The following is a 14,400-nucleotide window of genomic DNA, read 5'->3' on the forward strand; positions in this document are numbered from 1 at the left end:
ACCTGGTCAAATGGGCAGCGGCCCCATCACCTTGACCGCGCGAATGGCGAAGTGGCTGCTGATGTCGTTGACCATGTCCTGGGACTGCAACCGCCGGATCCACTGCTCGTAGGCGGGCAGGTCGGGCACCACCACCTCCAGCAGGTAGTCGTAGTTGCCGGAGACTGTGTGACAGCTGATCACCTCCGCCATGGCCGCCACCGCCTGCTCGAAGGCCTCCACCAGCGGCTCCCTGTGCTGGCTGAGCCGCACGTTGACGAAGATGGTGATGCCAAGGCCGAGCTTCTCCCGCGCCAGCACGGCGCGATACCCCTGTATGTGGCCCTCCCCCTCCAGCCGCTTCAGACGCCGGGCACAGGGGGAGGCAGACAACCCGACCCGCTCCGCCAGCTCCACTGTCGTGAGGCGCCCATCCTGTTGCAGCAGCCGCAGCAGATGTAAATCAATCCTGTCGAGCATATTGGTGATATCCGGTAAAAATCCATTTTGGGTTGGCTGAAACTAGCAATTACACCCGAATTTCTCAAACAGTTTGCCCTGCAACACCCTCCCCCCTGGCGAGATAATGACCCGGGACACGCCATGGAGGGAGCCCTATGTCATTCACACTGTCACCCCGTTGCAGCGGCTGGGCCGCCGCCCTCGCCACCGTGCTGCTCTGGTCCGGTTTCTTTCTCTCCCTGCGCCTCGGCGCCGAGGAGAAGCTCCCGCCACAGGCGCTGGCGCTGCTGCGCTTCGGCATTCCGGCCCTGCTGCTGCTCCCCTATTACTGGCGTCACCGCATCCGCCTGCGCCGCACGCCCCTGCGCTGGCAGCTGGCCATGCTGGCGGGGGCCGGCCTGCCCTTCTTCTGGCTCGGCGCCACCGGCATGCAGCTGGCCCCTGTAGCCCAGGGCAGCGCCCTGATCCCGGGCACTGTGCCCCTCATGGTCAGCCTGCTGGGCCTGCTGCTGTGGCGCGCCCCCTGCCCCGCGCAGCGGCGCTGGGGGCTTGCCCTCATAGCGCTGGCCACCGCTACCCTGTTGCTGGGCGGAAAACCGGGATTGTGGCAGGGACAAGTCTGCTTTCTGGGGGCGGCCCTGCTGTGGGCCCTGTTTACCCTGGCGGTCAGGCGCAGCGGACTGGCGGCGCTGGATGCGGCCGCGCTGGTGGCGGTGCCGTCGGCCCTGTTGCTGCTGCCGACGCTCCTGTGGAGCCCCTTGCCCGCGGTGAGCCATGCCAGCGTCTGGCTATGGCAGGGCCTGCTGCAAGGGATAGGTGCCGGCTTGCTGGCGGCGCTCTGTTACGCCCACGCCATCCGCACCCTGGGTGCCGAGGTCAGCTCGGCGCTGGGCTCGCTCACGCCCGTGATGGCGGCCATGCTGGCCTGGTGGCTGCTGGGGGAAGCCGTCACGCCGCCGGTGTGGCTGGCGCTTGGCCTCTTGTGTGTCGGGGTTGTGCTGGCCAGTCTGCCGGTACGGCGCGTTTCAGCTGCGCTGCCAGCGTCGCAGCAGGCGCCCGCGCAGGCCGCAGTCGAGTAGCCAGCTGTTGTCGAACACCCGCAGCAGCGCCGGCTTGGCGTGGCGGGACATGGCAACGGCGTGGAAACGGGTCTGCTGTTTGCGCTGGCGGTTCATCCGATCCAGCAGGGCGTGCGGCAGGCTCTGGGCGATGAAGTCGGAAACCACCAGCACGTCGGCCCTGGCGAAGGCGGGATCATCGAGCTTGATCAACGCCTTCTCGAGGCAGGGCACCAGATCGGTGCCGCCGTGAAAACTCATGGAGAGGAAGCGCTCCGCCTTGTCCAGCCCCGTGTCTGCGGTGATCTCCAGGGTCGCCACCTCGGTAGAAAACAGCATCAGATAGCAGCCCCGCTTCTCGTCCATCGCCACCTTGAGCAGGGCCAGAAACAGCGCCTTGGCGCACTCCTCCGGATAACCGCCCATGGAGCCCGAGGTATCGATGCAGACGATGAAAGGGCCCCGCTGCTGCAGCTGATGGCCTCCCAGCTCGGGAGTGCGCAGCAGCAGACGCTGGCGCGGCAAGGTGCCCCGTGACTGGTAGCTGAGCAGGCGCCGCTCCAGATAGCGGCGATAGAACTCCAGCTCCAGCTCCGGCAGGGCCAGCATCACGGCCTCGCTCGGCAACAGCCGCATCAGATCGCTGGCGGGGTGTATGCCCACCAGATCGTCCGGTACGTCGTCGGTCTGCACCTCTTCCAGCTCGTGTACCTGCACCGGCGGCACCGGGGATTCGTTGGCCCGGTTGTCCTGCTCGCTGCGCCCCAGCAGGTTGGCTATCTCGGCCAGCAGGGGTTCGCGCTGCAGCATGCGGGCGTACTGCTTGATCAGCACCAGGCTGCGCTTGTGCCAACTGCCCTGGGCCAGATCCCAGAGGCCGCCGGCGGAGATCTGGTTCGGATCCAGCGCATCGGCCAGGGTGCGGCTCGCCAACAGCTGATCTTCTATCTCCTGACGCTGCTTCTCCCGCTCCGCCTCGGCGATCTGCTGCTGCAGTTGCAGCAGGCTGCCCACCAGGCTGGTGCGCCACTTCTCCATCAGCAACAACCGCTGACTGTCGGTGGGGTGGGCCATGATCTGGCGCACCAGGCTGCGCGCCTCGCCGGCGAAGGGGCTGAACTGTTCCAGCCCGTCCAGCAGGGTCGGCAGCCGCCCCATCAGCTCGGCCAGCGACAGGCCCTTGTGCGCCTGATACAAGCGGTACTCCTGCTCCAGCGCCACCGGCACCGGCTTGTGGCGCATCTCCTCACCGAGCTGCTCGCTCCAGCGCCGGATGCGCTTTTGCAACAGCTTGCCCTGTAGCGGGGAGCGCTTGATGAACTCTGAGATCTTGGGCGCCGAGGCGAGCAGCAGCGCCATCTCCCCCGCCAGCTCCCCCTCGCCGATGAGCAGCCCCAAGTCCATCATGCCGATCTCAAGCATGGCGACCTCCGCAGACATGGCTCATGGCTACCCCACTCACGCTCCCCATTGCTCAGGCGTCCAGCTTCGGCAGGCGATCGTGCCAGTGGCTGATATCGCTGCGCAGCTGCTCCAGATCCCGGTTCAGCACGAAGAAGCTGTCTTCCACCTGCTGCAGCCAGTGGCGGCCGATGAAGAGGTGCTGCTGATGGCGCTCGAACAGGCCGCGCTGACGCTTGAGCTCCTGTTGCAGCAGGCCGCTCTCGGCCAGCAGTCCGGTGAGCGCCGCCTGCCAGGGGGCTATCACCACCTCGGGGATGGCAGTGCGCTCCACCAGCACCAGCGGGATCTGCTGGCGTTGCAGGTCCAGCACCTGCAGTCGCAGCTCGTCGTCCAGCACCAGCTCGTAGTGCCCCTCCTTGGGGTTGCCGAGCGGCCAGCCCACCAGCGCCTCGCCGGTGGGGTGCCAGTGCGACAGCAGGGTGCGATCGAACACCAGAGTCTCGATCAGCCGCTCCGGATCGTCGCCATCCAGCGCCGCCGGGGTAAGCAGGTTGAAGTGCACCAGCTTGCCAAACGGACGAGCGTTGGCCAGCGGGATCTGGATGCCGCGGGCGCGGCGTCCGAACCACTGCTGGCGCTGCTTCGCCTTGCAGCACAGGCGCTGGGCCACAGCGCTCCTGAGCTGCTTGAACTGATCCCGCAGCCCCATCAGCTGGCGGGTCATGGCCAGCTGCTGGTAGCCATAGAGGCGGGAAAATTCGGTCATCATCTCCAGCAGAGCGGTGCGGGAGGCATCGTCGTGCCAGAGGCAATCCTTGAACAGCAGCAGATCCAGGGGGGCCACCTCGTCGCGGCCGTTGAAGAAGGCGCTCGCCTTGATGAGCCTGACCGCCTTCTTCCAGCGCCGATCCGACACGTAGCAGCTGTGGGCCAGCTGGCTGTCGAGCTGCTGGCGCAGCTGATAGATGAGCTCGAAGCAGTCGTCAGGCAGCCGCACCTGGTCGATCTGCACCTGCCAGGCCTCATACTCTTCGCTGTGGATCTGCACCGAGGGCGGCAGGTTCTGATGGGACTGGCCATCGCTGGCCAGCATGGCCTGGAAGTTGGCCTTCTCCTGCACCCTGTCCATCCAGATCCGCACCAGCATGCGATCGTAAAGCGCCTCCAGCCCGCTGTCCGGCGCCGGCAGCTCGTTGGAGGCAGTCACCAACAGCCGCATGGGGATGGGGTGCTGGCTGTCGCCGTTGCGAAACTGCCGCTCGTTGATGGCGGTGAGCAGGGTGTTGAGGATGGCGGGACCCGCCTTCCAGATCTCGTCGAGGAACACCACCTCGGCCTCCGGCAGGTAGCCCGTGGTCAACCGCAGGTACTTGCCATCCTCCTTCAGCGCCTGAATGGAGAGGGGGCCGAACACCTCCTCCGGCGTGCTGAAGCGGGTCATCAGGTATTCGAAGTGCCGCGCCTCATGGAAGGCCAGCTTGAGGCGGCGGGCGATCAGGCTCTTGGCAATGCCGGGCGGGCCCAGCAGGAAGACGCTCTCGCCGCTGAGGGCGGCCAGCAGACCGAGCCGCAGGGCATCCTGGCGCTCATACAATCCCTCGCCGAGGGCCGACAACAGGCGTGGCAAGCGTTCATGAATGGGGGCAAGGCGAAGATTCTGTGGTGCTAAAGGTGGCATAAGCGCACTTCCGATACTGGGGTTGTCTGGAACCGGCACACCCGCGACTCGGTCGAATGTTCCCTGTTCTGCTTATTGTATTGTGTCGAGGCCACCTGCGGGAAAAACCGGCGGGCGCATGGGCGCTGGGCCACCACTCCTGGCTAAAACATACCGCAAAAGATGCAGCAAAACGCGTTCGAGTGTACCCTGCGCAGAGCTTTTTTCACCAATGCAGATCAAGACAGAGCCACAGCCATGCAAGATCCCGAGCGTCAGAACGCACATCAAGCGCCATCCCTTGAGCAAAGCGGCCTCACGCCCGACCTGATGCGTCAAACCCTGTTGGCCCGTATGGGCATACAGAGCTGGCAACTGCGCCGCCCGGCCCTGCTGGGGGCCCATGCCGCCCCAGGCCACCAGGAGGCCGCCGAGCCAGCCCCTGCTCGGGATCTGCCCTCCGTCGAACTGGCCCAGCCTGAGCTCGACACGCCGCCGGCCGGCAAGCTCTGGATCCTGGCCCCTCGCCTGCCCGCCCCGACCCTGCTGGCCGATCTCTGCCAGCTGCTCGGCATAGGCGTCGACGAGGTAACGCTGCTGACCACGCTGCCCGCCGGGCACAAGCCTCCCCAGCTCTGGCTGGAACGGGCCGACCCCGCCTGGCCCGATGCGCTGGTCTGCCCGCTCACGCCGACACCGGCCCAGAAACGGGCGCTGTGGCAGCAACTCAGATCGCGCCTCGGTTAAGCGACCCTGTCGCCCGGATCTGCCCCCTTTCCTTCCGCCGCCCCGACCCGGAGCCACCATGCCTGAGTTTCGTCCCCTGCTCGAAACAGATTTCGAGCTGATTTACCCCATAGAACAGGCCGCCCACAAGGAGCCCTGGAGCCAGGCCAACCTGATCTCCTGCTTCGGGCCGCGCTATCTCAATGGCTTGATGCTGCTGGATGGCCGCCCCGCCGGTTTCTACATCTCGGATCTGGTGGCGGGCGACAGCTCGCTGATGAACATCTGCGTGCACCCCGACTTTCAGGGCAAGGGGCTGGGACGTGCGCTGCTGAAGGCCTATCTGGCGCGCAGCAAGGCGAAGGGGGCCGAGGCCTGGTTCCTGGAGGTGCGCGACAGCAACAAGCGCGCCATCGGTCTCTACGAGAGCGAAGGCTTTGCCGAGTATTGCCGCCGCGCCGATTACTACGGCACCGGCCAGGATCGGGAAGACGCCGTGCTCATGTCCCGCCTGTTCGACTTCGGCTAGCCCGCCGCCCTACAGCAACGGCGCATTGTCGAGGGCCGGATCCTGCAGGCTCTGAGTGGTGTGCAGCACAGCTTCGAAGCCGGCCGCCGACAACGGCATGAAGAAGCCGCGCCGCCAGGTGACGCCCGGCATCCAGATCTGCTGGAGATCCACCACTATCTTGATGGGCTTGAGCGGCTCCCCCGGCTGCTGCACATAGATGCCGGGCGGAGTCGCCACCTGCGGGAAGCGCCGCAGTATGTGCTCGCTGCCATCCCCCGCATCCGGGTTGAGCCGCACCTTGACCAGCCTGGCCAGCACGGGCGCCATCTCCTCCGACTGCCACAGTGTGGCGTCCAGTCCCTTGCAGCGTCGGCACTTGGCGCGCTCGATCACATAGAGCAGCGGATAGCCCTTGTGCAGGGCCAGCTGCTGCGCTTTGGCGTATCCGTCGGCGCCGCTCAGCCAGGGGTTGTCTTGCTCGCTGGCCATATCCCCCAGCGCAAACCAGAGCCCGCCGGCCCCGGCCAGCAACAGCAATGCCCCCGTGACCACGCCCTTGATCCCGACACTCATTGTTCACCCTCCCTGAATGGCTCCTCTTGGTCATCGACCATCATGCCTCAAGCTCGCCCGGATTGCTGACTTTGTGATCCAGGACAAACAGCGCACACTTGTAAGCTGTAATCTTAGAGTTTAAACTCCAGCGCGATTTTTAGTGCCCCTGCGGGCGTACAACTGTTACTTGAGGATGTTTGACTGATGCCGAAACTCCATCTGGTTCAACTGATGCGTGAACGTATCGCCCGGCTTGGCAACAAGGCCGCCCTGCGCGTACAACAGGATGGCCAGTGGCGTGCCATCGGCTGGCGAACCCTGGGACAGGCCATGGACTACTGCGCCCAGGCGCTGATCCGCGCCGGCCACCAGCCCACCGAAATGGTGGGTCTCTACGCCCGCAACATGCCGGAGTGGACCCAGGCAGATCTCGGCATCCTGGCCGCCCGCGGCGTCAGCGTGCCCATCTACCCCACCAGCACCCTTGAGCAACTGCGCTATATCGTACGCGATGCCAACATAGGCCTGCTGTTCGTCGGCGAACAGGCCCAGTTCGATCAGGCGCTCACCCTGTTGAAGGATGGCGAGATCCGCCAGATAGTCGCCCTCGATGGCAAGGTCAACCTGCGTGACTGCCCGGCGGCCAGCCACTTCCAGGCTTTTCTGGTCTCCGGCAACCATCAGGCCAGCGAGCAGGAGTTGCGGGTACGGGAAACACAGTACCAGATGGACGACCTGCTGACCCTGATCTACACCTCGGGCACCACGGGTGAACCCAAGGGGGTCATGCTCGATTTTGCCAACATCGCCGCCTGCTTCGAGATGCACAACAGCCGCCTGGACCTCAACGAGCAGGATGTGTCGCTCTGCATGCTGCCGCTCAGCCACGTATTCGAGCGCGCCTGGACCTACTACGTGCTCTACTGCGGCGCCGAGAACGTCTACATCCGCGATCCGCAGAAGGTGATGGATGTCATCGGCGAGGTGCAGCCGACCGTGATGTGCGCCGTACCGCGCCTCTACGAGAAGGCCTACGCCATGATCCAGGCCAAGGTGGCTCAGGCGCCACGCCTGCGCCGTGCCCTGTTTGGCTGGGCCACCGGCGTCGGCAAGCAGCTGGTCGCCAGCCGTCAGGCCGGCAAGGCGACCTCGCCGCTGCTCTACGCCCAGCTCTGGCTGGCAGAGCGAATGGTGTTTCGCAAGCTGCGCGCCCGCTTCGGTGGTCGCACTCGCTTCCTGCCGGTGGCGGGCGCCCGCCTCGCCGACGACGTAAACTTCTTCTTCCAGGCCATGGGGCTCAACCTCAAGTACGGCTACGGCATGACAGAGACCACGGCCACCGTCTGCTGCTACGAAGACCACCAGTTCAAGCTGGGCTCCATCGGCACTGCCCTCAGCGGCATAGAGGTGAAGCTGGGTGAGAGCAACGAGCTGCTGGTGCGCTCCCCGACCGTGATGCGCGGCTACTACAACAAGCCGGAGGCCACCGCCGAGGTGATGACCGAAGACGGCTTCCTGCGCACCGGCGATGCGGGCGAGCTCGACGGCGACGGCAACATCTACTTCACCGAGCGCCTCAAGGAGCTGATGAAGACCTCCAACGGCAAGTACGTGGCACCGCAACTGGTGGAGGGGACCATAGGCAAGGATCGCTTCATCGAGCAGATCGCCATCGTCGCCGATGCCCGCCACTTCGTGTCGGCGCTGATCGTGCCCTGCTTCGAGTCGCTGGAGGAGTACGCCCGCTCCATCAACCTGCAATACCAGTGCAAGACCGAGCTGCTGCGCAACTCCCGGGTGATGGAGTTCTTCGATGCCCGCATCCAGGATCTGCAAAAGGAGCTGGCCAAGTTCGAGCAGGTGAAGAAGTTCACCCTGCTGCCGAGCGCCTTCTCCATGGAGCTGGGGGAGATCACTCCCACCATGAAGCTGCGCCGCAAGATCATCGAATCCAAGTACCAGAGCGAGATCGAGGCCATGTACAACCATGTCTGAGCATGCCCACGCCTGACATGAAAAAGCCGCTTCAAGAGCGGCTTTTTGCTGTTTGCTTGCCACTCAGGGCAGCTTGACCAGCGGCTGCTCGCGCAGCTCTGTGGGACGGCCGGCCTGGATCTTATCCACCTGGGCCAGCGCCTGCTTCACCTCCTCCCCATTTCGCAGCAGGCGATAGGTCAGATCGAAGGTCTTGGTCTCCCCCGGCTGGATCTTGGGAACCAGTCCCAGCGGACGCTGGTACTTGGTGCTGTAGGCATAGCTGGTGCCGGGCTCGATACCCGTCACATAGCCCTGGGCCCGGGTATCGGTGTTCTTCCACAGGGTCAGCACGGGCAACTGGTGCGTGTTGTAACCCACAGCCACACCAGCGCTAGCCGCCCGGTTGTTCAGCACCGCCAGGGTATTGCCCTCGGCGTCGCTGTAGGGCACCAGATTGAACACCATCTCATCGAAGCCCCTGGTCGGCCCCAGATAGGTTTGCCAGCTCTTCAGCCCCGCCTTGGCGTAGTCGTTGAACGGGGAGATCTGCTTCACCGGGGTGCTGACGTGCGCCCCCTCCTCCAGGATCGGCGTCCCGAAGTTGCTGTGATAGATGATCTGGTACTCGTTCTCGTAGTCGGCGTGGTTGGTCAGCTTGTCCTGCAGGGCAAACTCCGCCTGACCGGGCACTACGCTCAGCTGGGTCCAGGTGACCAGCTCGCTCATCTTGAAGGTGCGCTCGTCCACCCGGCCCAGCACGTGAATGGCATAGGGCGGCTCCTCGTCTATGGTCACGCTGACCACGGACGCCGGTATGTTCTGCACCCGGCCGTGCAGGCTCTTGAGGCGACCGTCGTCGTCGACTCCGGGGTGACCGGTCCACTCGTAGCCGCAACGCACCAGCATCTCGTTGAAGCCATCGAGCCAGCCGAGACCGGCGCGGCTCTCCAGATCGATGAAGGCCGGGTTGACCACCTCCTTGACGGGGGAATCCCAGCCGAGGCGCACATCGGCCCCCTTGACCTCCTTGATCCCCATGCCGCGGGTCGGCACCAGGGTAATCTTCATCACGCCGTTGTCGACGATGAGCAGATCCACCCCCTCCTGACGCCCGCCGTGCAGGCGCTTCTTCTCGACGGAGAAGGGCACAGGACTCTTGATCCCCAGCTTGTCACTGCTGATCTTCCAGTCCCCCACATCCAGCCCCTGCTGGGAGTCGGTCAGCAGAAATTCGGCGGCCTGGCCCGAGCTCGCGCCCAGGGCGAGCAGTACGGTAATGGAGAGTCTCTTCAACATGGATTTATCCTCGTGTCTCTTGTTCTTGTGAATGGTTTTTGTGAAAGCTGAATCGTTTCAGTTGTCGTGACGTTAGGCGTCCACGGCGCAAGACTCAAGCCGCAAAAGAGGGAAATGTGAGCGGATTGACAATAAAATCCCCACCCGCCCTGCTGAAGTGAAGGCTGACTCACACTTATTTTCGGGCGACATTTTCGAACGCTCGGGCCACGGAAAAACGCCGTAGAGAGGCGGGAGAGACGCAATAAAAAAGCCGCTCCAGGAGCGGCTTGCGGATCGAAAGGCGGACGGATCAGGTCGTGGTCTGACGGGTACCGAAGTAGTCGGCCAGGAAGTCGTCGAACGACAGGCTGTCACCGCGCTCCCGCTCCCGCTGCTTGGCCAGGGATTCCCGCGCCTCGCCAGCGAAGTAGGCCTCATCCCAGTATTGCAACTCACCGGTCAGCATCTCCTCGCGGTAGCGGCTCGCCAGCTCGTCACCGAAGCAGCCGTTGTCCTGACCGCTCTCCAGCAACTGCTTGAGCAGGCGGGCGGAGTAGGTCAGCTCGGGGTTGTGCAGCTTCTCGCGGTGCATGGCCAGCGTCTCGCGGTAGCGGTTGCGGCCACAGCAGCGATCCAGCAGGGAGGCCACCTGATCCAGCTCATCGAACAGCTTGAGCCCGAACTCCTTGAGGCCGATGGGATTGCCCTGTTCGTCTTCCAGCTCCAGGCCGGGACGACGCCCTTCCAGCACCACCTTGTTCTGGTTGCGGCGGTTGCGGGCGATCTCTTCGGCGGTCAGCACGGGAGACGGGCGCAGCAGGCACCAGACCAGGAACAGATCGAAGAAGCGGATCTGATCCACATCTATGCCGAACGGGGTGAAGGGGTTCACATCCACGGTGCGCAGCTCTATGTATTCGATGCCGCGCTGCTCCAGCGCATCCGAGGGTTTCTCGCCGCTGCGCGGGGTGCGCTTGGGCCGGATCGGGGCGTACAGCTCGTTCTCCAGCTGCAGCACGTTGTCGTTGAGCTGACGGTACTCGCCGTTCACCTTGACCCCTATCTTGGCAAACTCGGGATCATGGGTGCTGATGGCGCGGCGCAGGCTGGCCACATAGGCGGGCAGGTTGTCATGGCTGATGTTGAGCTTGCTCTGGGAGCTGCTGGTGTAGCCGAGATCGGACAGGCGCAGCGCGGTGGCATAGGGCAGATAGAGGGTGCCCTTGCCGGTCTTCTGGAACGGCAGGCTGCTCTTGCGCCCCTTGAGGAAGGAGTCGCAGATGGCCGGGGAGGCGCCGAACAGATAGGGCACCAGCCAGCCGAAGCGGTAGACGTTGCGAATAAGCCCCATGTACTTGTCGGAGATGAAGCGCTGGCTGCAGCAGCCCTCGCACACCAGATCCTGCCACTCGCTCCAGAAGCTGTCCGGCATGGAGAAGTTGAAGTGCCCCCCGGCGATCACCTGCATCAGGCTGCCGTAGCGGTTCTTCAGCCCCTGCCGGTAGAGGGTCTTCATCCGCCCTATGTTGGAGCTGCCGTACTGGGCCAGCCGTATGCTCTCCTCGTCACCGACGAAGCAGGGCATGGAGAGCGGCCAGATACGCTCGTCACCGAGATGATGGATGGCGTGGCGATGGATGTCGCCCAGCTGTTCGATCAGGCTGTCGATGGAGTCGGTGGCCGGGGTGATGAACTCCAGCAGGCTCTCCGAGTAGTCGGTGGTGATGTTGGCATGGGTCAGGGCCGAGCCCAGACTCCTGGGGTGATCCGTCTGGGAGAGGGTCCCTTCCGGCGTGATGCGCAGACATTCACGTTCGATCCCACGCCGGATCCCCTTGAGGGCAGTCAGCCGTTCCGGCGAACCCAGGGCGGTCAACAACTCGGTGAGTGACAAGCTAGTAGTAGTCATATTCACGGCTCATGTGTGGCCGCCCCACAGGGGGGCGGCGCTATTTTTATGAAGCGCCCTCAGGGCAGCTGCAGCGGATAGATGGGAAGATGAAGCTCCTTCAGGGGTTTTTCAAGCTTTTGCTTGTCACCCACCACCACAATCACCATGTCGGCCGGATCCAGCCAGCGGGCGGCGCTGGCTTTGAGCGCCTCGGGTGACACCGTTTTGATCAGCTGGTTCTGGGCCTGCACATAGTCCGGCTTCAGGTCATACATGATCATCTGCAGCAGGAAGCCTGCCTTCTGGCCCAAGGTTTCGTATGAGAGCGCATCCTGCTGGGAAACGGCGCTGCGCATGTAGGCCAGCTCCACCGGGGTCGGGCCGGTCGCGCGGTAGTTGTCCATCTCCTTGAGGAACTGACGGATGGCATCCACGGTCGCATCGGCCCGCACATTGGCGCCGGTGGCAAAGGTACCCACCTCGCGATTGGCGGAGAAGCCCGAGCTGGCCCCGTAGGTGTAGCCCTTGTCTTCGCGCAGGTTGAGGTTGATGCGGCTGTTGAAGTTGCCCCCCAGGTTGAAGTTCATCAGCCCGGCGGTGAAGTAATCCCCCGTGGTATCAAACGCCATGGCGCGACGACCGATGCGGATCACCGACTGGGGCGCCCCCGGCTTGTCCACCAGATAGATGCCCGGCTTGGCCTGCTCACCCTTGGGCTTGAGGCTGCCGAGTACCGGCGTGGCGCCCTTCCACTGGGTCAGGAAACCGAGTTGCTCCTCCACCTGCTGCTGAGCCACATCCCCGACTACCACCACCTTGGCGTTGGTCGGGTTGTAGTAGTTCTGATAGAAGCGCTTCACGTCCGCCAGGGTCAGCTTCTCGACGTCGGCCAGCACACCGTCACCCGGTTGACCGAGGCGGTTCTGCTTGCCATAGACCAGCTCGCGGAACGCCTGGCCTGCCAGCCACTCCGGCTGCTGTTCGCTCTGTTTCATGCCTTGCAGCATCTGCGCCTTGACCCGCTCGAAGTCCGCCTCCCGCATGCCGGGCCGCTCGAACACCTCGCGCACCAGCGCCAGGGTCTGGGGCAGCTTGTCGGTCAGGCTGCTGATGGTGACCAGGTTGCTGTACTGGGCACTGGAGACGCTGACGCTGGAGCCGAGCTTTTGCAGCTCGTCGCTGAGCTGGGCCTCGGTCAGGCGCACCGAGCCCTGTCCCATCATGCTGGCGGTGAGGCTGGCGAGCCCCAGCTCCCCCTTGCCTTCGGCCCGCATGCCGCCCGGCAGGGCGACCATGATGGAAACGGCCGGGATCTCGTCACTCTGGGTGCCGATGATCTCGATCCCCTTGTCGAGCTTGCCGTGCCAGATGGCGGGCACCTTGACGCTGACCGCATCCGCCGCCTTGGGCTGCACGCTGCGATCGAAGTTGTCCTTGACCGGGCGCAGCGCCAGCGGCTCCCCATGCTGGCTGTAATCGGGCAGCTCGCGCTTGGCAGGGGTGAAGTTCGGCTTGGTCACCTGCCAATCCGTCTTGCCCTTGGGCACCACGCTCAGCACCACGGCCGCCTTGTCCACGATGAACTTGTCATAGGCCGCCTTGACCTGCTCAGGGGTCACCTTGCCGATGGCATCCAGGCTCTTGAACACATAGTTGGGATCCTGGGCGAACACCTGGCCCATGGCGAGCAGGCTCACCTTGCCGGAGACGCTGTCCAGACCCCAGATGGCCGAGGCGCGATAGCTGCTGATGGCCTTTTCCAGATCCTCCGGCTTGAGGCCGCGACCGGCAAACTCGCCGATCACCTTGTCCACTTCCCCCTTGAGGGTCTTGAGGCTGCCATCCACCGCCGGGTTGGGATAGGCGTAAACGGTCAGGGTGCAGGCCAGCTCCTCGCAGTAGTGGGAGGCGCCCACGTCTATGGCCTTGCCGGTTTTCACCAGCGACTGGTAGAGCATGGAGCTGGCGGAGCCGCCGAGCACGTCGGCAAACATGTCCAGCGCCGGCTCCTGCGGATCGCCGAGGGCGACGGTCGGGTAGCTGATGTAGAGCAGCGGCAGATGGACCTTGTCCTCCAGCGTCACGTAGCGGGTCTCGGGCAGGCTCACCGGCTCCGGGGTCGGCTCGGCCACGTCAGGACCGCGCGGGATGGAACCGAAGTACTGCTCGATCCAGGCCAGTGCCTGCTTGGTATCGAAGTCGCCGCCCAGGGTCAGGGTGGCGTTGTTCGGGCCGTACCAGCGCAGGAAGAACTGCTTGAGGTCATCCACCCCGACCCGGTCCAGATCCTCCACATAACCGATGGGCTGCCAGGAGTAGGGATGGGTGCGCGGGTAGAGCGCCTCCCCCACCTTCTCGCTCACCAGGCCATAGGGCTGGTTGTCGATGCGCTGGGCGCGCTCGTTCTTGACGGTGGCGCGCTGGATCTCGAACTTCTTCTGGCTCACCGCATCGAGCAGGAAGCCCATGCGATCCGCTTCCAGCCAGAGCACCTTCTCCAGCTGATTGGCCGGCACAGTCTCGTAGTAATTGGTGCGATCCTTGTTGGTGGTGCCGTTCATGTCGCCACCCGCCTCGTTGATGATCCGCATATGCTCCTGATCGCCAACGTGTTTTGAGCCCTGGAACATCATGTGTTCGAAGAAGTGGGCAAACCCGGACTTGCCCACCTGCTCGCGGGCCGAGCCCACGTGATAGGTGACGTCGAGGTGCACCAGGGGATCGGACTTGTCGGGCGCCAGGATCACGGTCAGACCGTTGTCCAGCTTGTACATCTGGTAAGGGATGCCGAGCTTGCCCTCTTCCTTGACCTGCTCCGACACCAGGGTGGGGGCTGCCAGCACGGGCAGGGTGAAGCCCAGAAGAAGACTTAATGGAATGAGTTTGTTCACGGTTACCTCGT

Annotated in this window: 11 protein-coding genes; 4 read left to right on the top strand and 7 right to left on the bottom strand. The window is 64.2% G+C overall.

The features are described 5' to 3' along the window. Positions 1–6 precede the first annotated feature (6 nt). Entirely contained in the window at positions 7–459 is a 453-nt protein-coding gene (locus tag CK910_RS01375) for an Lrp/AsnC family transcriptional regulator (RefSeq protein ID WP_098980752.1), read from the bottom strand. 137 nt (positions 460–596) lie between these two features. On the opposite strand from CK910_RS01375, the gene CK910_RS01380 reads away from it, so the two are divergent. Further along, complete coding sequence (locus CK910_RS01380; RefSeq protein WP_098980753.1) at positions 597–1,520, top strand: DMT family transporter; 924 nt, start codon at positions 597–599, stop codon at positions 1,518–1,520. Here CK910_RS01380 and viaA read toward each other — a convergent pair. Together viaA and CK910_RS01390 are read right to left on the bottom strand one after the other, a co-directional pair. Next, a complete protein-coding gene (gene viaA / locus CK910_RS01385; RefSeq protein WP_098984954.1) occupies positions 1,467–2,921 on the bottom strand; it encodes an ATPase RavA stimulator ViaA in 1,455 nt (484 codons plus the stop codon). The two genes, CK910_RS01380 and viaA, sit on opposite strands and share 54 nt — an antisense overlap. Positions 2,922–2,973: 52 nt before the next feature. Further along, positions 2,974–4,581, bottom strand: a complete 1,608-nt coding sequence (locus CK910_RS01390; protein ID WP_043135499.1) for an ATPase RavA domain-containing protein — start codon at positions 4,579–4,581, stop codon at positions 2,974–2,976. A gap of 237 nt (positions 4,582–4,818) precedes the next feature. Between CK910_RS01390 and CK910_RS01395 the strand changes: the two genes are divergently transcribed. Then, positions 4,819–5,307 (top strand): hypothetical protein, encoded by a 489-nt coding sequence (locus tag CK910_RS01395; protein WP_416016144.1) that lies wholly within the window; start codon positions 4,819–4,821, stop codon positions 5,305–5,307. Between the two features lie 58 nt (positions 5,308–5,365). Continuing rightward, complete coding sequence (rimI, locus tag CK910_RS01400; RefSeq protein WP_098980755.1) at positions 5,366–5,815, top strand: ribosomal protein S18-alanine N-acetyltransferase; 450 nt, start codon at positions 5,366–5,368, stop codon at positions 5,813–5,815. Between the two features lie 9 nt (positions 5,816–5,824). Here the strand turns inward: rimI and CK910_RS01405 are convergent, their stop codons facing one another. After that, a complete protein-coding gene (locus CK910_RS01405) occupies positions 5,825–6,370 on the bottom strand; it encodes a hypothetical protein (protein WP_098980756.1) in 546 nt (181 codons plus the stop codon). 186 nt (positions 6,371–6,556) lie between these two features. Between CK910_RS01405 and CK910_RS01410 the strand changes: the two genes are divergently transcribed. Next, a complete protein-coding gene (locus CK910_RS01410; protein ID WP_098980757.1) occupies positions 6,557–8,347 on the top strand; it encodes an AMP-dependent synthetase/ligase in 1,791 nt (596 codons plus the stop codon). Positions 8,348–8,410: 63 nt separating this feature from the next. On the opposite strand, the gene CK910_RS01415 is transcribed toward CK910_RS01410, so the two are convergent. The 3 genes from CK910_RS01415 to CK910_RS01425 all read right to left on the bottom strand — a co-directional run bounded on the left by CK910_RS01415 (position 8,411) and on the right by CK910_RS01425 (position 14,389). Next, positions 8,411–9,625, bottom strand: coding sequence for an aldose 1-epimerase family protein (locus tag CK910_RS01415; protein WP_098980758.1), 1,215 nt, complete (start codon positions 9,623–9,625; stop codon positions 8,411–8,413). A 292-nt stretch (positions 9,626–9,917) separates the two neighbouring features. Further along, positions 9,918–11,516, bottom strand: a complete 1,599-nt coding sequence (gene gshA / locus CK910_RS01420; RefSeq protein WP_098980759.1) for a glutamate--cysteine ligase — start codon at positions 11,514–11,516, stop codon at positions 9,918–9,920. 59 nt (positions 11,517–11,575) lie between these two features. Beyond that, positions 11,576–14,389: a M16 family metallopeptidase gene (locus CK910_RS01425; protein WP_098980760.1), complete on the bottom strand. Its 2,814-nt coding sequence runs from the start codon at positions 14,387–14,389 to the stop codon at positions 11,576–11,578. Between the last annotated feature and the right edge of the window lie 11 nt (positions 14,390–14,400).

The sequence above is a fragment of the Aeromonas sp. CA23 genome, assembly GCF_002587065.1.
GTDB lineage: Bacteria > Pseudomonadota > Gammaproteobacteria > Enterobacterales > Aeromonadaceae > Aeromonas > Aeromonas bestiarum.

Excerpts from the sequence above, each read along its gene's own strand:
- CK910_RS01380 (WP_098980753.1), top strand. The coding sequence starts at position 597 with ATGTCATTCACACTGTCACCCCGTTGCAGCGGCTGGGCCGCCGCCCTC.
- CK910_RS01410 (WP_098980757.1), top strand. The coding sequence starts at position 6,557 with ATGCCGAAACTCCATCTGGTTCAACTGATGCGTGAACGTATCGCCCGG.
- CK910_RS01415 (WP_098980758.1), bottom strand. The coding sequence starts at position 9,625 with ATGTTGAAGAGACTCTCCATTACCGTACTGCTCGCCCTGGGCGCGAGC.
- rimI (WP_098980755.1), top strand. The coding sequence starts at position 5,366 with ATGCCTGAGTTTCGTCCCCTGCTCGAAACAGATTTCGAGCTGATTTAC.
- CK910_RS01375 (WP_098980752.1), bottom strand. The coding sequence starts at position 459 with ATGCTCGACAGGATTGATTTACATCTGCTGCGGCTGCTGCAACAGGAT.
- CK910_RS01390 (WP_043135499.1), bottom strand. The coding sequence starts at position 4,581 with ATGCCACCTTTAGCACCACAGAATCTTCGCCTTGCCCCCATTCATGAA.
- CK910_RS01405 (WP_098980756.1), bottom strand. The coding sequence starts at position 6,370 with ATGAGTGTCGGGATCAAGGGCGTGGTCACGGGGGCATTGCTGTTGCTG.
- gshA (WP_098980759.1), bottom strand. The coding sequence starts at position 11,516 with ATGACTACTACTAGCTTGTCACTCACCGAGTTGTTGACCGCCCTGGGT.
- viaA (WP_098984954.1), bottom strand. The coding sequence starts at position 2,921 with ATGCTTGAGATCGGCATGATGGACTTGGGGCTGCTCATCGGCGAGGGG.
- CK910_RS01395 (WP_416016144.1), top strand. The coding sequence starts at position 4,819 with ATGCAAGATCCCGAGCGTCAGAACGCACATCAAGCGCCATCCCTTGAG.